The sequence below is a fragment of the Pricia antarctica genome (genome assembly GCF_900101815.1).
In the GTDB taxonomy this organism is placed as follows: Bacteria; Bacteroidota; Bacteroidia; order Flavobacteriales; family Flavobacteriaceae; genus Pricia; species Pricia antarctica.
In genome coordinates this window covers 111,495-132,456 of record NZ_FNAO01000003.1, presented here as the reverse complement: position 1 = coordinate 132,456, position 20,962 = coordinate 111,495, and the positions used below count along the sequence as shown (strand labels likewise).

Below are 20,962 nucleotides of genomic sequence, written 5' to 3'. Positions count from 1 at the left end.
TGCTATCTAGCTGAAAATCCCAAATCCCAAATCCCAAATCCCAAATCCCGGACTCCGCTATTATTCGTTTGCTTTTGACCCAGATCTCCGAAAAGTGGCACGCTTAAAAGCAAGCACAGCAAATACCCTAGAAACACACCAAAAAATCTTTTCAACTCCAAAAAACCCAACCCTTAAATGTTAAATTTTCTCTTTTTATTTAGATTTAATATAAATAGTTTTGCCAAATTCGGCTTCATGCTTTAGATTTGCGCAACTATTTAAAACAAGTCTAAATAAACAATAGTATCCTATGAGAAAGATTGCCTTTGCCTTAACTATTGTGGCCGGTGTTGTTTTTACCTCCTGTAGTTCTGATGATAATGATATCGTTGAACAGGCCGCTACGCCGACCTGTAGCGATGGCATCCAAAACGGTGATGAGACGGGTGTCGATTGCGGTGGAACCTGCACTCCATGTAAATCCGGTGGAGAGAATACTATTGAAAATCCAACGACCTACGCTTTTGATAGAGACGGAACCACTACAGTGGATTTTTCTGGGCAGACGACGCGATTGAAAATGGGTGGCGAATTTGTATCCGCCTTATCCGACAACATGCGTACGGCCGAACAATTGCAGGCCATGTTCGCCCATGAAGCGGGTAATGCCGATTTTACCGATGTCGATCTGAACGCTTCCGATAAAAGTATAAAGAGCAAAACCGCGGCCTCCGCCGATTTTTTTGGTGGGAATGCCACCGATCAAGCTGCTATACGTGCCGATTTTGACGGCTGGATCACCGGCCAGGTCGAAGAGGTATTCGTAAACTGGGAAACCACTGCCGCCCCAGGAGTTGCCGGGCAAATGCCCCACGGGGAGCAGGTCCGCTATATAAACGCCAAAGGTTTGGAGTATAACCAAATGATCAACAAAGGGTTGATAGGGGCGTTGGCACTTGATCAAATCGTGAATAATTATTTGAGTCCCGCCGTGTTGGACGAAGGGGATAACCGGACCACTAACGATGCAGATACCATGGAGGAAGGAAAATCCTACACCGCCATGGAGCATATGTGGGACGAGGCTTACGGCTATTTGTTCGGTCTAAATACAGATGCAGCAAATCCGCTAGCCGGAGAAAATGACGGAGACCGATTTTTGGGAAGTTATATCGGACAGGTGGCTGAGGATCCCGATTTTAGTGATCTACTAACCGCTTCCTACGATGCCTTCAAGTTGGGAAGGGCGGCCATTGTAGCGAAAGACTATGCGGTTCGTGACGAACAGGCCAAGATTATCAAGGCAAAACTCGCATTAGTGCCTTCGGTAAGAGGCGTTTTCTATCTACAGGCCGGTAAAAATGCCCTGGCGGAAGCAGTACCCAATTACGGTGAAGCTTTCCATGCGTTGTCCGAGGCATACGGCTTTATATATAGCCTTCAGTTTGCGCAAGATTCTACCACGGGAAAAGCGTATTTCACAAAAGCCGAAGTCGATGCCCTTTTGGCGCAGCTATTGGCGGACGGTGAAAACGGACTTTGGGACGTAACGCCCGAAACTTTGGATCGTATTTCCGAAAGCATCGCGACCAAGTTCGGCTTTACCGTTGCACAGGCAGCACCGGAAGCCATTTAATTGTTAGTACTGAGATGAAAATTTAGAGGATAAATAAAAATTAGCTATGCAAAGAATTTGGGGAATAGTATTAGTAATGACCTTGATTTGGGCCTGTTCATCCGATAATGGGAGCGGGTCCGGAATGTCCGACGATGTGGATCCGGGTCCAGGCCCAACAGCGGAAACTTTTGCAAGGGGCCCGATGTTGGCCAATTGGGCCGATAATATCATTATTCCCGCGTACACCGATTTTTCCGAAAGACTGAGCGGTCTATCGGCAGAACTCGAAGCTTTTAAAGCGGAGAGCAGCGAAGCCAATCTGGTCGCCTTGCGCAACGCTTGGTTAGAAGCCTACAAAGCATGGCAGCATATCGATATGTTCGAGATTGGGCCTGCTGAAGCGGTGGGACTGCGATTGAACCTCAATTCCTACCCCTCCGATACCACTATCATAGAAAGTTACGCATCAAAGGGAACTTATGACTTGAAGTTGCCCTCGAATAGGGTCGCCAAAGGCTTTCCGGCCTTGGATTACCTTATCAACGGACTGGGCGAGTCGGATACAATTATTGTAGCCAAATTAGGTTCGGAAACCGCCAAGACGACCTACATTGCCTACATGGATGCGGTACTAAAGGATATGCGAGAATTGTCCGATCAAGTTCTTTCGGAATGGCAACAAGGCTATCGCGATACTTTTGTGAATAACGAAGGTGCCTCGGCCACGGCCTCGGTAGACCGCTTTGTAAACGACTATATCTTTTATTACGAGAAATTCCTTAGGGCCGGTAAAATGGGTATTCCCCTAGGTGTTTTTTCAGGAAATACCCTTCCCGGAAATTTGGAAGGCTATTACGACAACGATATATCGAAAGTGCTGTTTTTGGAGAGCTTGAACGTTTCCCAGGATTTTTTCAACGGAAAACACTTCGCATCCGATGCAAAGGGCGAAAGCTTGGCCGCTTATCTCGATGCCCTTAATGCGATTAAGGGTGGCGAAGATTTAAAAAAGATCATTAACGATCAGTTCGATACCGCCCGTGAACAAGTAACAGCTTTGGGCACCTTTCGGGAAGAGATCGAGAATAACGACCCGCCGTCAAATATGCTCTTGGCTTATGATGAGGTGCAACGCATAGTTCCTTTGCTAAAGGTCGATATGGTATCCGCCATGAGCATCAGTATCGCATATGTTGATTCCGATGGTGATTAATTGGGTCACATCACACCCCGACCCTGCGACGAGCAGATCTTATTTCTGCCGGGAGGCAATACCCTCTTTGGTCGAAAGCTTGAAGCACTGAATGTTAAACTTGGCCATACTATTTTGTCCCAATTAAAATTATACCTCGAAACCCCAGTAGAGGCCGCCCCCTTGGCGGTCTTTCGCATTTTGTTCGGTGGGATGATGCTGTTCGGTATGCTGCGGTTTTGGAGCTATGGGTGGATTGACAAACTCTACGTTCGGCCCCAATTTTTCTTTTCCTATTATGGTTTTGATTGGATCAAACCTATCGGTAACTACACCTATCTTGTTTTTGCCGTCTGCGCGGTAGCGGCTGCCATGGTGGCCATTGGCTACAAATATCGTATGGCTATTATTGTGTTCTTTATCAGTTTTACCTATATCGAACTGATGGATAAGACCACCTATCTCAACCACTATTATTTTATCAGTATTTTAGCTTTCTTAATGATTTTTTTGCCGGCCAACGCCTACTACTCGGTCGATGCCCTTCAACATCCCCGAAAATCCTTTCAAAAAATTCCGGCTTGGACTATCAATAGCATTAAATGGCTATTGTGTATCGTCTATATTTATGCAGGCCTTGGCAAACTGAATTCGGACTGGCTTTTAGAGGCCATGCCCTTAAAAATTTGGTTGCCGTCAAAGTTTGACGTACCCCTGTTGGGTGATTTTTTTCGGTTCGAATGGGTGCATTATGCCTTCAGTTGGGGCGGAGCCGCTTACGATCTTTTTATTCCCTTTTTATTGTTGTACCGAAAGACTCGGCCTTTTGCCTTTGTGATGGTCGTCATTTTCCACCTGATGACGCGGGTCCTGTTCCCCATAGGGATGTTTCCTTATATCATGATCGTCTCCTCCCTGATATTTTTCGATGCAGGCGTCCACCATACACTTTTAAGGTATTTGGATAGGTTCTTAAAACTTGGGAAACAACGTTTTGACACCGGTACAATTTTGGTGTATGGATCAACTGCCGGCAATCGCCTAAAATATGCGGTACTCCTTGTTTTTTTCGGGATTCAGTTACTACTCCCATGGCGCTATCTCGCCTATCCCGGGGAACTGTTCTGGACGGAGGAAGGCTACCGATTCTCATGGCGGGTCATGTTGATGGAAAAATCCGGATACGCGCAGTTCAAAATAGTGGACGGAAAGACAGGAAGCTATTTTTATGTGGACAATACCGATTTCCTGACCCCCTTTCAGGAAAAACAAATGGCCTTTCAGCCGGATTTCATTTTAGAGTACGCTCATTTTTTAAAAGATCATTTTAAAAAGGACGGCCACAAGCACATTCAGGTGTTTGTCGAGAGCTACGTCAGCCTGAACGGGCGTTTAAGTACCCCCATGGTCGATCCAAGAGTGGACTTGGCCGCACAAAAAGAATCATTTGAACATAAACCGTGGATAACCCCCTTCAACGATGTTATTAAAGGAATTTAGTTGCTTCTTTTTAATTTTGTTGGTACTGCAAATAGGGCAGGCGCAATTCGAACTCTCGGGCAAGATTACCGACCCTGAGGGTCAAGTGCTTTCCGACGCCGAGGTATACCTGCAAGCCTTGGATTTGTTTGCGAATACGGATTCCGACGGGATGTATGTTTTGAATACTATCCCCGAAGGTACCTATCAATTGGTTGTTTTTGCTTACGGATATCGGGTCAATACCCTCAATTTTTCCATCGCATCCGATACCGAACTCGATGCGGTCTTGGAACCGCTTGGCGAACAGCTGTCGGAGGTGGTCATAACCCAGCAGCGCGAACAGGTCTTCGCCCTAAAACAACTTAAAAAAGTGGAGGGTACCGCCATATATGCCGGTAAAAAAAGCGAAGTGGTATTGCTATCCGGCCTGACCGGAAATATGGCCGCCAACAATGCCCGGCAGATCTACAGCCAAGTCGTCGGCCTAAATATCTACGACAGCGGCGATGCCGGACTGCAACTGAATATCGGGGGCAGGGGCCTGGATCCCAGACGGACCTCCAACTTCAACACCCGCCAGAACGGCTATGATATCAGTGCCGATGTTTTGGGCTATCCCGAAAGTTATTATACACCGCCGGCAGAGGCCTTGGAAGAGATTCAGGTCATTCGGGGCGCGGCATCCCTCCAATACGGCACCCAGTTCGGGGGCCTGGTCAATTTTAAGTTCAAACGGCCGAATCTCGATAAGAAAATCGAACTGGTATCCCGGCAGACCCTCGGTTCCTACAATCTGTTTACCAGTTTTAATAGCTTGGGCGGCACCGTCGGTAAGTTGGGCTATTATACGTATTTTAATTACAAGGATGGAAACGGATTTCGGCCGAATTCCCATTACAATAGCAAAAATTTCTACGCCCATATCGATTATCGCTTTACCGATCGGACCAAACTTACTTTGGAGACCACTTTTATGAACTATCTGGCCAAACAGGCAGGCGGCTTGACGGATGCCCAGTTTTATGAAGATGCTACATTCAGTAATCGAAGCCGGAACTGGTTTGGGGTGGACTGGAAGCTGTACTCCCTACGGTTGGACCATCAATTTTCATCGAAGACCGATTTTAGCCTAAACCTCTTCGGTCTCGATGCCACCCGTAAGGCCTTGGGTTTTCGTACCAACCGGGTTTCGCAACCTGACGACCTAAGCGAACCCCGCGAACTCTTGATCACCGACTTTAGGAACTGGGGCGCAGAGGCCCGAATATTGAATCGATATACGATTGCGGATAAAGATGCTGTACTGCTTTTGGGCGTCAAATACTACCAATCCCAAAACAAGCAAAAACAAGGTTCGGGCACCATTGCCTCGGATGCGGATTTTAGTTTCACCGATGCGCAATATCCCAATTATGAACCCCAATCCCAATTTGCATATCCGAACCTGAACCTGGCCTTTTTCGGCGAAAATATTTTTAATTTGAGTCCCAAATTCACACTTACTCCCGGCTTTCGACTGGAACATATCAAAACCCAAAGTGAGGGAACCTATAAAAACATTTCGGAAGATTTGGCCGGGAACGTTATCCTCAACGAAGAAATCGATGACAATCGCATTTTTGATCGCACGTTCGTGCTACTGGGTATCGGGGCCACCTACAAAGCCTTGCCAAGTATGGAACTGTACGCCAATTTTTCCCAGAATTATCGATCGGTAACCTTTGGCGATATCCAAACTATCAATCCTACTTTTGAGGTAGACCCAAATATTACCGATGAAGACGGGTTTACGGCCGATATTGGCGCTAGAGGCCGGTTCAAGGATTATTTGTCGTACGATATTAGTGTCTTTGGTCTATGGTATGGCGACCGTATAGGTGAAGTATTGAAAAAACAGACCCGTACCGGTACCAACGGACAAGAAATAGAAACCGGCAAGGTCGTCCGCTCCAGGGGCAATATCGGGGACGCGTTCATCTATGGTCTGGAGAGTTTTGCGGATTGGAATGTCAAGGAGACCCTTTTTTCAGCAAGCGAAAAGCTAAAACTGAACTATTTTGTAAATATGGCCCTGACACAATCGGAATATCAGGATTCCGAAGGCAATAAAAATGTGGAAGGCAATCAGGTAGAATTTATTCCTGATTTCAACCTAAAGACCGGTTTGAATTTTGGATACGGAAATTTTTTGGGAAGTCTTCAATACACCTATTTATCAAAACAATTCACGGATGCCACCAACGCCCCCCAAGTCGTAGACGACAATCAACGTGGCATTGAGGGTAGTATTCCCGCTTACGACATCCTCGACCTAAGTTTTTCCTATTCCTATAAAAAATGGAAACTGGAAGCAGGCATCAACAACCTTTTAGACAACCGTTATTTTACACAAAGGGCCACGGGTTATCCCGGTCCGGGTATTATCCCTGCACAACCTAGAACTTTTTACAGTACTTTGCAGTTGAAATTATAAAAGTCAAATTTTACACCCAACATAGCATCCACTAAAAAACATCCCTTATGAAAATCACAAAAAGAATCCTTATCCTACTATTGATTGCACTCATTGCGCTGCAATTCTATCGTCCTGAAAAAAATGATGCCGAAGTAAGGGACGTAACCTCCTTTGAAAAAGAAACCAAGCCGAGCCCATTAGTAGTGGGTGTGCTGCAGACCAAATGCTATGATTGCCATAGTAACAAAACGGTGTATCCCTGGTACGCCGAGGTTGCGCCGGTCTCATTATGGTTGAACGACCATGTCGAAGAAGGGAACGAACATTTCAACGCCTCGGCCTGGGACAGCTACGAAGACAAAAAGAAAGACCATAAATTGGAAGAACTGATCGAGGAAGTCGAGGAAGGCAAAATGCCCTTGAATGAATACACTTGGCTGCACGGCGGTTCGTTATCCCAAGCTGAAAAGGATGCGGTAATCGCATGGGCGAAAGAAGCCAGAAAAAAATACAAGTCGGCAGTGACTGACGGTCAATAAAAACCGTACATTTGCACGCAATTAATACGTAATTGCCATGCAAGCCCACCACGACAAAATTTTAGGCGAAGGTCTCACGTACGATGACGTACTTCTTGTGCCTGCCTATTCCGAAGTACTTCCCAGAAAAGTCAACATCCAATCCAAATTTACGCGGAACATTACTATCAATGTGCCCATTGTTTCCGCGGCGATGGATACGGTTACCGAATCGCAAATGGCCATTGCTATGGCGCAGGAGGGTGGTATCGGAGTCTTGCACAAGAACATGACCATTGAACAGCAAGCCGTTAAGGTGCGTAAGGTAAAACGGGCGGAGAGCGGCATGATTATCGATCCGGTAACCTTGCCTTTAAATTCCCAGGTCAAAGATGCCAAGGCGAACATGAAGGAATTTAGTATCGGCGGCATTCCTATTGTCGATGATGAAGGAAAATTGCTCGGTATCGTCACCAACCGAGATCTTCGTTTTGAGAAGAACAACGACCGGCCGATTTCCGAGGTTATGACCACAAAAAACCTAGTAACCGTAGGGGAGGGGACTTCCCTAGAACAGGCAGAGGACATTCTTCAAGAGAACAAGATCGAGAAACTGCCCGTAGTGGATAAAAACTACAAGTTGGTCGGCCTGATTACCTTTCGCGACATAACTAAATTGACCCAAAAACCGATAGCCAATAAAGATACCTACGGCAGATTGCGCGTAGCCGCTGCCATTGGGGTTACGCCCGATGCCGTCGATAGGGCCGCCGCTTTGGTCGATGCCGGGGTGGATGCGGTCGTAATCGATACTGCACACGGACACACACAAGGCGTCGTAACAGTTTTAAAGGAAATTAAAAAGAGATTTCCAGATCTCGATGTTGTTGTCGGCAATATTGCTACCGCGGAAGCGGCCAAATACTTGGTCGATGCCGGTGCGGATGCGGTCAAAGTAGGTATTGGTCCGGGTTCTATTTGTACGACACGCGTCGTAGCAGGAGTCGGTTTTCCACAATTTTCGGCCGTTTTAGAGGTGGCCGCCGCCATTAAAGGCAGTGGCGTTCCCGTAATCGCCGATGGGGGCATTCGCTATACGGGTGATATTCCTAAGGCCATTGCTGCCGGAGCTGATACGGTAATGTTGGGCTCTTTACTTGCAGGAACGAAAGAATCTCCCGGCGAAACGATAATCTACGAGGGTCGAAAATTCAAATCCTATCGTGGTATGGGTTCTGTCGAGGCCATGAAAGAGGGTAGTAAAGACCGCTATTTTCAGGATGTTGAGGACGATATTAAAAAACTGGTTCCCGAAGGCATTGTCGGCCGTGTACCCTATAAAGGCGAACTCTACGAGAGCATTCACCAGTTTGTGGGCGGGTTGCGGGCCGGAATGGGCTATTGCGGTGCAAAGGATATCGCTACCTTAAAGGAAAACGGCCGTTTTGTGAAAATAACTTCCAGTGGTATCCACGAAAGCCATCCGCATGACGTGACCATTACCAAGGAGTCGCCGAATTATAGCCGGTAGAAAATTCGTGGATTAATTTTGTTACCGTTTGAAAGCAACCTTTTTCTATTTTGTCCATCTTTCTAAAAAAGAACTGGAATGATGGGTAGAAAGAAGTGAGAAAGATGATTTCAGCTCCAACTTTGAACATTAATTTTATCTCCCGCTAGCCCCGATATAGGCCTTCCAGTCTTTTTCTTTATAAATATTATCCCCAAAATACTTGGCAATATCCAGAAAAGGTTTCGGTTTTTGGTAGCCCGGCACTGGAGACAGCATGTTCATTTCCTCATCCAAAAATATCGTGGTCGGATAACTTAAGCGGCCTTGCATCAAGGTGGCGGCAAATTCGTGGTAGCCGTTTCTTCCCTGGGGTACGAACTTATAGCTCTTTCCCTTGTACTCAATAGGTTCTTTGCCTTCGCCATCCAACTTGACCATGTAAAAATTCTTGGACATGTAGGCGGCAACTTCGGCATTTTGGAACGTATCTTTGTCCATCTTTTTACACCATCCACACCAATCCGTATATACATCAATAAAGATTTTCTTAGGATTTTTTTCGGTCGATACCAGTTCCGCTGCATCGCTCCATGTGAGCCACTCCACTTCCTGAGCCTCGGCGGAAAGACACAAGAGACCAATACCGATAAAAAGTATGGTTTTGAATGTATAGTTTGAAATCGTTTTCATAAAGAAATATTTATTGTGGAAGAATTCCAACAACCATACCAGAACAACGAAAATAGCGATACTTTATTTTATGCCCACCTTTTCCTTTTTCGGGATATCCTTTATGGCGAACAGATCTTTCACATCCACCTGATGCTTTATAAGGTCATCGAAAGTTTCGCGTTCCCTTATTAAAATGGCTTTACCTTCATGCCATAGCACCTCGGGCGGACGAAATCGGGAGTTGTAATTGCTCGCCATAGTGAAGCAATATGCCCCGGCATTTTTAAAGCAAAGAATATCACCCTCCGAAATTTCGTTGATACGCTTGTTGCTCGCAAAGGTATCGGTTTCACAAATGTAACCCACGACCGAATAGTATCGTTCCCTACCTTCGGGATTGGAAATATTCAATATCTGATGCGTAGCCCCATAAAGCATCGGCCGGATCAAATGGTTGAAACCAGAATCGATACTGGCGAATACCGTTGAGGTAGTCTGTTTTACCACATTGACCCGGGCCAAAAAATGTCCCGCTTCACTGACCAAAAACTTACCGGGCTCAAAGGCCAAGGTCAATTCCTTGCCATAGGCCTTGCAGAATTCGTTGAAGCGATCGCCTAATTTTTTACCGAGCTCCTCAACATTCGTTTGTATATCCCCTTCTTTATAAGGTACTTTGAAACCGCTACCAAAATCTATAAAATCAAGGTTCTTAAAATTCTGCGCGGTCTCGAAAAGAATTTCAGACGCATAGAGAAAAACATCGATATCCAAAATATCGCTCCCAGTATGCATGTGTATACCGTTCACGTTCATTTTCGTCAGTTCGACGATACGCAGCAAATGGGGAATCTGGTGGATGCTGATACCGAACTTGGAGTCGATATGTCCCACTGAAATCTTGGAATTTCCCCCTGCCATTACATGGGGATTGATGCGCACACAAACGGGAATATCTGGGTGCTTATTGCCGAATTGTTCCAATATCGACAGGTTATCGATATTGATACGAACACCCAATTTCGAGGCCTCCTCGATTTCTTCCAAAGACACGCCGTTTGGCGTAAAGATGATATCCTCAGGGTTGAAGCCTGCCAATAATCCCAATTGAACCTCTTGTATGGAAACGGTATCCAACCCGCTGCCCAAACTGTTCATCAATTTAAGAATAGCCAGGTTCGATAGGGCCTTGGCCGCGTAGTTGAGCTTTAAATTTTTAACGCCGCTGAAAGCGTTGGTCAAGCGTTGGAACTGCGAAATAATTTTTTCCGAATCATAAACATAGACGGGGTCACCATAGCTAGCGGCAATCTTTAGTAAATCGGCATTTTTCATGGACATCATTAATTTGATACAAAGCTAACGCCTTCATCCGATATGGGCAAAGAATTCGAGGGAAATATAAAAAATACAACAAAATGTTATTTTTGTAACAAAACATATATGGTCACATGCATATCCAGCAATTCCGAGTGGCTAACCGGCAGAATTGATAGTTGTCGATTATTCTTTTGAGTCGTACTTTTATCAAAAATTGAAAAAACCATGAAATTACCTTTGTTCCCATTACAATCTATATTTTTTCCAGGAGAGACGGTCCCGCTACACATTTTCGAGGAGCGGTATATACAGCTGATACACGACTGTAGAAGAGAGGCGGTAACCTTTGGCATTCCGGTATATATCAATAATAATGTGGCCTTTGGTACCGAGGTGCAGCTTGTAGAAATCGTAAATTCACATGAAAATGGAGCAATGGATGTGACCTGTGTAGCGCGGCAGGTTTTCCGGATTCTCAGTTTTAATAATGAAATGAAAGGAAAACTTTACGCCGGCGGAGAAATCGAGTTTTTGGATAATGTCAACGACGCCGATAAGGCCATGAAAACTGAAGTACTCAATAATTTGCACCAGCTCTACGAACTAATGGACGTACCCTTCACGCCCCTTCCCGTTGAAAAGTTTAACAGCTTCGTATTGGCACATAAAATGGGACTTTCTTTCGATCAAGAGTACCACTTGTTAAAATTGCGGAAAGAAAGTGAGCGACTATCTTTTATAAAATCACATCTGGTTTCGACCATTAAGGTGTTGCAGGAAGTGGATCGTACTAAACAAACGATTGAGATGAACGGTGATTTTAGGAATTTCGATCCGCTCGATTTTAAGGATTTTAAGGTTAGTGAGCAGTAGCGTTCAAATTCGCAGTAGCGGTAAGCAGACGTACCGAGCACCGATAACATCTGGAACCTGAACTGGACACTTGAGCTTGAACTTTATTTACTGCCAACTAAAATTTGTTACTTTTGTAAATGAACCTAAATACACCTTAATATATGAATCTTCACGAATACCAAGGAAAAGAGATATTGGAAAGCTTCGGTGTGCGCATTCAGCGTGGCATCGTGGCCCACAACGCCAAGGAAGCCGTAGATGCGGCCAAACAGCTGACCGCCGAAACTGGAACAGGCTGGCACGTCATTAAGGCTCAGGTGCATGCAGGTGGCCGCGGAAAAGGCGGTGGGGTCAAACTGGCCAAAAATTTAAAGGAAGTAGAGGAAATAGCAGGGGAAATTATTGGAATGAACCTGATTACCCCTCAAACTTCCGCCGAGGGTAAAAAAGTACATCAGGTATTGGTGGCCGAAGATGTGTATTACCCAGGGGATAGTGAAACGAGCGAATTCTATATGTCTGTCTTATTGAACCGGGCCACCGGAAGAAATATGATTATGTATTCCACCGAAGGCGGCATGGATATCGAAGAAGTCGCCGAAAAAACACCCCATCTTATTTTTAATGAGGAAATCGATCCCGCAACCGGGCTAATGCCTTTTCAAGCACGAAAGATTGCTTTCAATTTGGGACTGTCGGGTACGGCTTTTAAAGAGATGACCAAATTTGTAACCGCTTTGTACAAGGCTTATTCCGAAAGCGATGCCAGTATGTTCGAAATTAATCCGGTTTTAAAAACATCGGATGATAAGATCATGGCTGTGGATGCCAAGGTGTCCATTGATGACAATGCGCTTTTCCGAAGGAAAAAGTATGCGGAGATGCGTGATTTAAGGGAAGAAAATGCCATTGAAGTGGAAGCGCGCGCTGTTGGCTTAAACTATGTCGATCTCGATGGAAACGTGGGCTGTATGGTCAATGGTGCCGGATTGGCCATGGCCACGATGGACTTGATTAAAATGGCCGGAGGTGAACCCGCCAACTTTTTGGACGTGGGCGGTACCGCCGATGCAAAAAGGGTAGAAGAGGCCTTCCGCATAATCTTGAAAGACGATGGTGTCAAAGCCATTTTAATCAATATTTTTGGCGGTATCGTACGTTGTGATCGTGTGGCCCAAGGGGTCGTCGATGCCTACAGGAATATGGGCGATGCCATGAAAGTGCCTATTATCGTGCGCTTGCAGGGCACCAACGCCGAACTCGCCAAAGAAATTATCGATAAATCGGGATTGGCAGTACATTCCGCCGTCCAGTTTCAGGAAGCTGCGGATAAAGTCAAGGAAGTATTGAAATAAAATTTTTGTTTTCTAAAGAATATAGGATGCCCTTCAACAGGGCATCCTTTTTTTATGATTGATTTAAAATTAGGGCAATGTCAATGTGCCGTAGTCACCAGTATTTTTGAGGACGCCATTATTAAAAGCTAACGATTCGTCAGCTTTTAATATCATTTTTTGACATTCCTATTTTTTAGTGTTAATTTTTATTAAATACTCAATTTCACAACGATTTTTTATCATATATTTATAATAGAAAATAAAAAATCCACTTTAAAAGCCTTTTTTGACATGAAAAAAATACTATTTTTAGCGATATTCGTCCTTACCTTTAATTTAAGTCATGCGTCAGATGGAAACATCGATCGGCACGAGCCTAAACCCGCGAAGATAATTGCTTCCCAGATATATACGATGTTGGGTGAGTTTGCCATACCGGATGATATTCGAGGTTCTAAAGCAGAAGTACGAATTGCCATAGACAACGGGAATTATATAAGAGTACTATCGGTGGAGACGGAAAATGAGGCTTTGGCAGCCTTTATACGAAGTAGCATCGACTTCGAAAAACTGAATAAGGGAACTTTTGAAAAAGGTATCGTTTATCGCGTTCCTATAGAGGTTAAAAAATAATTCGGATTACCTGATAAATTTTGAATAAAGCTCCCAATTCGTAATTAGGAGCTTTTTTAGTGGGATTTATTACATTGGTATTAGTTCCAACCGAAGGTTTCTATAATTTCGTCGTATACCACTTCTCCCCTTATTATATTCACGCCTTTGCGAAGTGCATCATCAGATTCGGTGGCTTTTTCCCAACCCAGGTTGGCAAGTTTAAGTACATAGGGCAGGGTAACGTTCGTAAGGGCCATCGTTGAGGTATACGGCACCGCGCCGGGCATGTTCGCTACAGAATAATGTACAATGTCGTCAATGATGTAAATAGGATCTTCGTGGGTGGTAGGTTTTGTAGTTTCCACACATCCGCCTTGATCAACTGCTACATCGACAATAACGGTCCCCGGGCGCATATCCTTCAGCATGTCCCGGGTAATCAGGTTCGGTGCCTTAGCTCCTTTTAATAGTACACCGCCAATGATGAGATCATGGGTCTTAATATGTTTCCGGATATTGAACTCGTTCGAAAATTCGGTCACCACGTGTGGCGGCATGACATCGTTCACATAGCGCAAGCGTTTCATGTTAATATCCAAAATCGTGACGTGGGCACCAAGCCCTGCAGCCATCTTGGCCGCTTGTATTCCTACGACCCCGGCACCTAGCACCAGAACCTTACCGGGCGCAACGCCGGGTACGCCTCCCAAAAGTACGCCTCTGCCTTTGACCGGTTTTTCGAGATATTTAGCGCCCTGTTGAATCGCCATTCTACCGGCAACCTCCGACATCGGGGTCAACAAGGGTAGCGTTCCTTCTTCATCTTCGACCGTTTCATAGGCGATACAGATCGATTTACTTGCTATCATGGCCTTGGTCAAGGGTTCACTGGAGGCGAAGTGAAAATAAGTGAAAACGATCTGACCCTCCCTTATAAGAGGGTATTCCCTCTCAATAGGCTCCTTTACCTTCACTATCATTTCGCTTGCCGTATAAATGTCTTCCAGTGTATTCAAAATTACGGCTCCCACTTTTTCATAATTTTTGTCAAAAAAGCCGCTGCCCTCCCCGGCTTTGGACTGCACATTGACCGTATGACCCTTTTTTGTGAGTTCGAATACGCCGCCTGGGGTCATGCCTACACGGCTTTCGTTGTTCTTGATTTCTTTAGGGACACCAATTGTCATTTGAAGGGGATTTTATGAGCTATGAATTTTATACTTAGGGTTGAAACGTATGTGCTTTTTTAGTGTACAGCTAAACTTTCACTTGTCCTCCGAAGCTTTTCACTTGTCCTCCGAAGATTGTGATTGGGCGTTTAGGCCTACGTACGTACTGTAATTTCCGGATGGTTCCGACTGCTCATCCCCTTTCAATCGAAGTATCAAATTAGGCATGAAAGAGCCCCCTATGAACAAAGCTCCGAAGGCCAGTAAAACTATGGGGTCTATAAACAGCTGGTCGAAGGAAAAAATTCCGATAACCATAACGGTCGAAAAGGGGAGGGAGCAGGCCAGAACATTGACCGCAAAATCAATATCAAAAGTCGGTTTTTTCTGGGCATCGGTGTCCTCAAGGGTACTTATGGCGCTCATATGCGCAAAGGGCCAAAAACTACAGGCACTCTGCGGGAAAACTACCAGTAATAATAGTAGAGCGGGACTCAACGTAGGAAATAGGAAAACAAAAGCAGCGGACACTAAAAAGGTAATTCCCGCGCGTCTTGCCAGCAATGAAACGATAATACCGAATTCCCCGGATTTTATACGTACCGCCATACCGATAAACAAAAGTATCAAGGGGGCCATAATCATCTTAAGTTCTCCAATGGTGTGCTGCAGAAAAACAGGAAGTGATTCCAGGTTCAGGCCAAGCGCCAATAGCACCAACCCGACAATGATCACCATATTGATAGGTTCTCTCAATAGTGCCAGACCAAGATCACGCAGTTTACTTTTCGAAGAGGTTTTAATAGTTTTTAAGGAACGTAAATGATACCAATGCATAGCGAGCATGTAGAGCAAGATCAAAACGAAAATTTTATTACCTACATCCGCCAAGGCCGCCAAGGCCAACGAATCGTCACCGAGATAGACGACGATAAAGGGGAAACATGATAGTCCCGGTGCCAACGAGGGCATGAGCATCATCAGGGTCCGTTTTTTAGGCCCCTCGTTTTTAGGAAGGGAAGGGGCGAGTACATATTTCGTCGCTAAAAATAGAATCAGGTTAAAAGCAAGTGCAAGCAGGGGAAAAATCAAGAGAGAGCTTTCCAATTTTATTTTTAGAAGGGCGACAAATATAACAGCGGGCAGCGCCACACTGAGAATGATAGTTTTAACGCCTTTTAAATCTTGTTTCGCTATTTTTTTTTGAAGTAGAAGCCCAAGGCCAATGACCAAAACGAGTTCTAGGGTATTTTGAAGGGCAAAGTTCATGTCATTTTCAAGTTTAAAGGTTTGTAGATAGTGTTCAAAACAAATATGAAGTAACCCTTCAAAGCCGGATAATCTCCGTATCGAGGCAAATCGTACGTAAAAACCCGGCTCTTCGGGCCAACTTAACTTAAACCATTACTTTCTCAAAGGCAGCGGCGAAAAGTTTCATCTCGTCCATAGTACCCATACTGACACGGCACCAGTTTTTGCCTTTGACTTCAAAAGCTCGGACGCCCACCTGTTGTGCGGTCATTTTTTCTAGAAAGGCTTCCCCATCCATTTCAATCGGAAAAAGAATGAAATTGGTAAAGGAAGGCACGTATTCATAGCCCATTTTATCGAGCGTAGCGTACACGAATTCCCGACATTCCGCGTTCAGTTTTCTTGATTTGTTTTTGAATTCTACATCGTCCATACTGGCTGATGCAGCAAATACCGAGGGATAAGTAATGCCCATACCGCCGCGGGTCACCGCTTGAATTTTATCCAAGGTAGTTTCCTTGGCGACTATGTAGCCAACTCTTAGACCCGCCATACCGTGTATTTTCGAGAAGGTCCGCGCAATGATGACGTCCTTGCCCTGATTGACCAGCGATACCATACTTTTCGTATCACCGTCCTCTAAAAAGCCCATGTAGGCCTCATCGACGAAAACAGGTACTTTCTCGGATACCCGAGAACAGAAATCGACGAGTTCGGTATGGTCGGTCATACTACCGGTGGGGTTGTTCGGATTACAGATGTAGACCAGTTTGGTGTCGGCATCGATAGCCGCTTCCATAGCTTGGAGATCATGTGACCAATCTTCTTTTAAGGGAACGGCCTTCCATGACGCGCCCGTGGCCTCGGCCACCTTGATCAACGACATGTAGCTTGGGTCTGCGGAAACCACGTTGCCACCTTCGGCGAACATGATCATGGCCGTTTTTTCCAAAAGGTCGGAAGAACCCGGCCCCATCATGATATTCTTCGCATCGACATTTTCCAGAACGGCAATCTTGTCCACGAGGTCAAAAAGTTCCTTCCAAGCGTACCGGTTGCCAAAGTGCGCCGATTTTTTGAAGGCCTCGACCGCCATTGGCGATGGACCGTACGGGTTTTCGTTGGCATTTAGTTTGGCCAATAATTTAGTTTCGTCCGGGAAAACGGCTGCATTGTACTCCTTAAAAAACGGACTGTACAATGTTCTGCCTCGGTTGTCGAATTTTAGCTGCGCCCTGGGTGTCTCGCCAAAACTTAGGTGTGGCATTACTAATGCTCCTGCGGCTGTCAAAGCGCCTCGCTTCAACCATGCCCTTCTGTCTAATGTACTCATAGTGTTATATGGATTTAAGTTAAAAGTTCTAATCTGTTGCAACTGGCATTGCATTAATGCCGATATCGCCGGTTGCGACTATTGTATCGTCGGCATCGCTAAGGTAAATGCTCACGTGAGCGTCCAACGATGCTGCTTCGCCTTCCAGCGAATCGTAAAAAGCGGTATCCTCAATAATGAAAAATTTGCTATTCGAAAATTCTCCAGTGCTTCCATCGATATCATTCAGGGTTATCAAGGTTGACACGTCCGTTCCCGTGGGCCCTTCCAATACGAGAGCAGGGTGCATAAAATCTGCAATGGTATTGTAAAGTGATATCTGCGCTAAGGTCTGGTCTAGGGTGGTCTTGTAAAAGACGACCCTTCCATAAACGTTCGAACCGGTAGGATCGGTCGAAGCTAGGTCATACGCTACGTATTCATTTAAGGTGCCACCACCTTCGGCGGTAGTGAGAATAGGTTCTAGCCTTTCTTGCTCGCAAGAGAACATTCCGAATATTAGTACTAAGAGAAAGGTGCTTTGTATATGTTTTTCCATCTTTTTTCTTTAAGGTTCAACGCGTTTATTACAGGGTAAAGGTCAATCGTGCAAAATAGTTGGCCCCCGTCGACCCTTGCTGGTATTGCGAGTAGAGACCGAAGGTTCGAAGCTCATATCTAATAATTTCTGGATATTCATTGAAAATGTTGTTGCCCCCCACGGTTAAACTAACGGTATCGGAAAAGCTGTAGGTAAGGCCAAGGTCGACCGTAAATTCAGGTGTAAAATATTGATCGGCAAAACCGAAGGCACCTCCCAAAAGGTCACGCTCGCGACTATCTCTAGTCTGTACAGATCCGAATCGTGTTCCCCTGAGCATCGTAGAGAATTTACCTGTCGAGTAGTTCAGGGTACCAATGATTTTACTGCCGGGGGTACCGGTCTCAAATTGTCCTATAAGGTCGCGACTAACATATAATTCGGTAAGTTCTTCATCGGTCAGAGCAGTATTGAGGTCAGGAACATTGGCACCTTCAAAAGTATTTTCCCTAAATATACCTGCAAGATCAAATCCTAATTTACCGTTGCCAAAATGGGTAGTGTAGCTCAGTACGGCTTCTATCCCCTTGGTGCTAATATCGCCTCCGTTAATTCTGAAGTTCGCCAGACCCGAGCCGATAACAGGCGCTAATACAGGTGCCTGACTTGAATTGAATTCGCTGGTCTGAAATATTCTATCGAAAATGTCGATTTGATAGGCATCCACCGCCAAGTCGAATTTTCCGATTTCCGCGGTAAAGCCCACACTTACGTTTCGAGAGCGTTCTTCCTGTAAAGCCCCAATACCCAAAGCGCGTGCCGGAGAGCTACTGTTCGGATATAGGGTGCCATCAAAGGGAACTAATCCTACGAAAAATGTAAAACTGTGCGAATATCCCAATTCCTGTAACGATGGGGCTCGGAAGCCGCTGCTATACGATCCTCGAACTGCAAATTTTTCACCAATGGAATATCGGGTTGCCACTTTTCCCGTAAGTACATTCCCGAAATCGGAATAGTTTTCAAAACGTAATGCCCCTGATACGAGCCAATCTTCCGTGACATCCAATTCCAAATCTCCATAGGCCGCCATTACCGATCGAAATCGATTGCCTTCATTTTCAGGGGCAAAGCCCCTGAAACACTGACAATTCAACGCATAGTTTTTTACTAATTCTTGGCTGACACCGGCATTGGGCAGCACTATTGGGGCGCCAGTGGTATCTACGATGGGGTTTCCATCTAAATCTTCCAAAGGAAATCCATCAGGACCTATGATTAGTTGATTATCCTGTGTGGCGGTAAAGACTCCTGCGGTACCTGCAGTCCAGCTTTCTTCCTGGCCCGCTATAATTTGATAGTTTTCGACCCGTAATTCAGCTCCGAAGGCAACATTTAATCCCTCTAAAACACCCTCATAAAAATTGGTAGCATCAAAATTAAGGGTGTTCTGTAAAAAGCGATGCGTTCCAAGGTTCATTTCGGTAGGCGACGATTCCCCGATACTGGCGTTCCAAGTATTGAACATACCATACTGTGCCGAATTGGTACCTATGATATTGCTGAGGTCGAAATCAAAATCCCCCAAAACACCGGTTATACCGGTCGCTAACGAAAGGTTGTACTGGTCTGTATAGATTTGCGGTCTGAATCCGTTGGGATACAGGGCGTAACTAGTTCGATCTGCCTGTGCCGCCCTTCTATAAAAGCAGCTGTACGCGTCGGTATATTTATATCCAAAATCTCCAAAGGCGTAGAAGTCGGTATTTTCGTTCAGGGGATTTTCCATATTAAAGGCCAAGCTCATCTTGGTCTGGGCAGGGAGGCCCGAATACGTTGCCGCATCAAACTGCTCGATACCCCGTGCTGCCATTAGACCCTCGACGGTGCCCAAACTGGCAACGGCAGCGGCATCCCCGCCAGACTGGGCAGCAATAAGCTCAGGATTGGTAATAATGGGAACCCCCCTGACATTGGTGGTCTGGTTATTAAGGTAATCGCTGCTGTATAGCGGGGCTCGGGCGATGTCTAAAACGCTAGTTCGGATAGTTCGTTCAGAAGATGCTACAAGCGCGGAAACGTTAAAATAGCCTCCATTTTCAAAACCTAAACCATAGTTGCCATCGAACTGAAAATTATAACCATCCCAATCTCCCGTGGATTTGTTGAACGCCCGCTCCCCGTCGGTAAGGTCGGAATCACTGAAGTCCGGGGAACTATTGATATACGCCCCACCGGTCAGGGAGCCCGTAAATTTACCAGTACCTTTTTTCATGACCATATTGATAACCCCTGCTATGGCATCTGAGCCATATTGTGCGGAGGCACCATCGCGGAGAATCTCTATACGCTCAACACCTATATTCGGTATAAAGCTCATATCAACAGCAGGGCCGGGGGTACCGGTTTGGTTTCCAGCTAAGATGGCCGAGGTGTGCCTACGTTTGCCGTTAACCAATACCAATACTTGGCTGGCGGCAAGACCGCGCAGACTGGGTTGGCTAACAAACGAGGATAAGTCTCCGCCACCACTTTGAAAGGCGGTGAAAGAAGGTGCGGAGGCCGCCAACATTTGGGAAAGGTCCTGCTGAGGCATATTTATGGCCTGTTCCGCGATGTTGATAACGTCAACGGGCACAGGGGTATCCAAAGCAGTTCTGGGTTTTCCCCTAGAGCCTATTACGATGGTCTCCAGCAGCTGTTCCGCTGCGGTTTCTAAAACAACGTTTAAGGAGGTCTGACCATCGACTGAAACTTCCTTTTTGCCAAAGCCCAATGAGGAGAATACCAAAACGGCATCGGCAGGCGCGTCGATAGTAAATTCCCCATCGAAATTTGTAGTTGCGCCTTTGGTGGTTCCTTTAATGATTACATCCGAACCGGGCAAAACGACCCCTTGGTCATCGACAACCGTACCGGTAATCATTATTTCTTGAGCCTGCAATAGACAGATCGAAGTTAAAAAAATCAATGTAAGTAGTAACGCTTTCTTCATAAGTACAAGGTTTTGGTGGATTCTAAACAGTGTTCGTACAGCGCTTTAATCGCTGCAACTTCCCAAACGGAGAATGAAACATTGAAAAAAGCACAAAAGAAAAGTTCCGGATACTTTACGTCATTATTCCGCTTT

At 45.5% G+C, this 20,962-nt stretch carries 16 protein-coding genes; 9 read left to right on the top strand and 7 right to left on the bottom strand.

The genetic code is table 11. The annotated features are described in order from the left end of the window. The first annotated feature begins 292 nt into the window (after positions 1-292). The 6 genes from BLT07_RS05825 to guaB all read left to right on the top strand — a co-directional run bounded on the left by BLT07_RS05825 (position 293) and on the right by guaB (position 8,778). Positions 293-1,618 carry a DUF4856 domain-containing protein gene (locus BLT07_RS05825; protein WP_091866737.1) on the top strand — a complete coding sequence of 442 codons (1,326 nt, stop codon included), beginning with the start codon at positions 293-295 and terminating at the stop codon, positions 1,616-1,618. A 46-nt stretch (positions 1,619-1,664) separates the two neighbouring features. After that, positions 1,665-2,813 carry an imelysin family protein gene (locus BLT07_RS05820; protein WP_091866735.1) on the top strand — a complete coding sequence of 383 codons (1,149 nt, stop codon included), beginning with the start codon at positions 1,665-1,667 and terminating at the stop codon, positions 2,811-2,813. A gap of 111 nt (positions 2,814-2,924) precedes the next feature. Continuing rightward, positions 2,925-4,292: an HTTM domain-containing protein gene (locus BLT07_RS05815; RefSeq protein ID WP_091867329.1), complete on the top strand. Its 1,368-nt coding sequence runs from the start codon at positions 2,925-2,927 to the stop codon at positions 4,290-4,292. After that, positions 4,273-6,747, top strand: a complete 2,475-nt coding sequence (locus tag BLT07_RS05810; RefSeq protein WP_091866733.1) for a TonB-dependent receptor domain-containing protein — start codon at positions 4,273-4,275, stop codon at positions 6,745-6,747. Before BLT07_RS05815 ends, BLT07_RS05810 begins: the two co-directional genes overlap by 20 nt. Positions 6,748-6,794: 47 nt before the next feature. After that, the gene (locus BLT07_RS05805; RefSeq protein ID WP_091866731.1) at positions 6,795-7,268 is read left to right on the top strand and encodes a heme-binding domain-containing protein; all 474 of its coding nucleotides are present in this window, start codon (positions 6,795-6,797) and stop codon (positions 7,266-7,268) included. 37 nt (positions 7,269-7,305) lie between these two features. Beyond that, positions 7,306-8,778 (top strand): IMP dehydrogenase, encoded by a 1,473-nt coding sequence (gene guaB / locus BLT07_RS05800; protein ID WP_091866729.1) that lies wholly within the window; start codon positions 7,306-7,308, stop codon positions 8,776-8,778. A gap of 135 nt (positions 8,779-8,913) precedes the next feature. On the opposite strand, the gene BLT07_RS05795 is transcribed toward guaB, so the two are convergent. Next, entirely contained in the window at positions 8,914-9,450 is a 537-nt protein-coding gene (locus tag BLT07_RS05795) for a thioredoxin family protein (RefSeq protein WP_091866727.1), read from the bottom strand. Positions 9,451-9,513: 63 nt separating this feature from the next. Beyond that, complete coding sequence (gene lysA, locus BLT07_RS05790) at positions 9,514-10,767, bottom strand: diaminopimelate decarboxylase (RefSeq protein WP_091866725.1); 1,254 nt, start codon at positions 10,765-10,767, stop codon at positions 9,514-9,516. A gap of 210 nt (positions 10,768-10,977) precedes the next feature. Here lysA and BLT07_RS05785 point away from each other — a divergent pair, with 210 nt between their 5' ends. The 3 genes from BLT07_RS05785 to BLT07_RS05775 all read left to right on the top strand — a co-directional run bounded on the left by BLT07_RS05785 (position 10,978) and on the right by BLT07_RS05775 (position 13,577). Then, positions 10,978-11,625: an LON peptidase substrate-binding domain-containing protein gene (locus BLT07_RS05785; protein ID WP_091866723.1), complete on the top strand. Its 648-nt coding sequence runs from the start codon at positions 10,978-10,980 to the stop codon at positions 11,623-11,625. A 143-nt stretch (positions 11,626-11,768) separates the two neighbouring features. Beyond that, on the top strand, positions 11,769-12,962 hold the full coding sequence (gene sucC / locus BLT07_RS05780) for an ADP-forming succinate--CoA ligase subunit beta (protein ID WP_091866722.1): 1,194 nt from the start codon (positions 11,769-11,771) through the stop codon (positions 12,960-12,962). Between the two features lie 273 nt (positions 12,963-13,235). After that, positions 13,236-13,577, top strand: coding sequence for a hypothetical protein (locus BLT07_RS05775; protein ID WP_091866721.1), 342 nt, complete (start codon positions 13,236-13,238; stop codon positions 13,575-13,577). Between the two features lie 80 nt (positions 13,578-13,657). Here the strand turns inward: BLT07_RS05775 and ald are convergent, their stop codons facing one another. The 5 genes from ald to BLT07_RS05750 form a co-directional block, all read right to left on the bottom strand. After that, positions 13,658-14,746, bottom strand: a complete 1,089-nt coding sequence (ald, locus tag BLT07_RS05770) for an alanine dehydrogenase (RefSeq protein ID WP_091866719.1) — start codon at positions 14,744-14,746, stop codon at positions 13,658-13,660. A 99-nt stretch (positions 14,747-14,845) separates the two neighbouring features. After that, a complete protein-coding gene (locus BLT07_RS05765; RefSeq protein ID WP_091866717.1) occupies positions 14,846-15,997 on the bottom strand; it encodes an AEC family transporter in 1,152 nt (383 codons plus the stop codon). Positions 15,998-16,124: 127 nt separating this feature from the next. Further along, positions 16,125-17,312: a pyridoxal phosphate-dependent aminotransferase gene (locus BLT07_RS05760; protein ID WP_091866715.1), complete on the bottom strand. Its 1,188-nt coding sequence runs from the start codon at positions 17,310-17,312 to the stop codon at positions 16,125-16,127. 28 nt (positions 17,313-17,340) lie between these two features. After that, positions 17,341-17,850: a hypothetical protein gene (locus tag BLT07_RS05755; protein WP_091866713.1), complete on the bottom strand. Its 510-nt coding sequence runs from the start codon at positions 17,848-17,850 to the stop codon at positions 17,341-17,343. 28 nt (positions 17,851-17,878) lie between these two features. Then, positions 17,879-20,827: a TonB-dependent receptor gene (locus tag BLT07_RS05750; RefSeq protein WP_091866711.1), complete on the bottom strand. Its 2,949-nt coding sequence runs from the start codon at positions 20,825-20,827 to the stop codon at positions 17,879-17,881. Positions 20,828-20,962 lie beyond the last annotated feature (135 nt).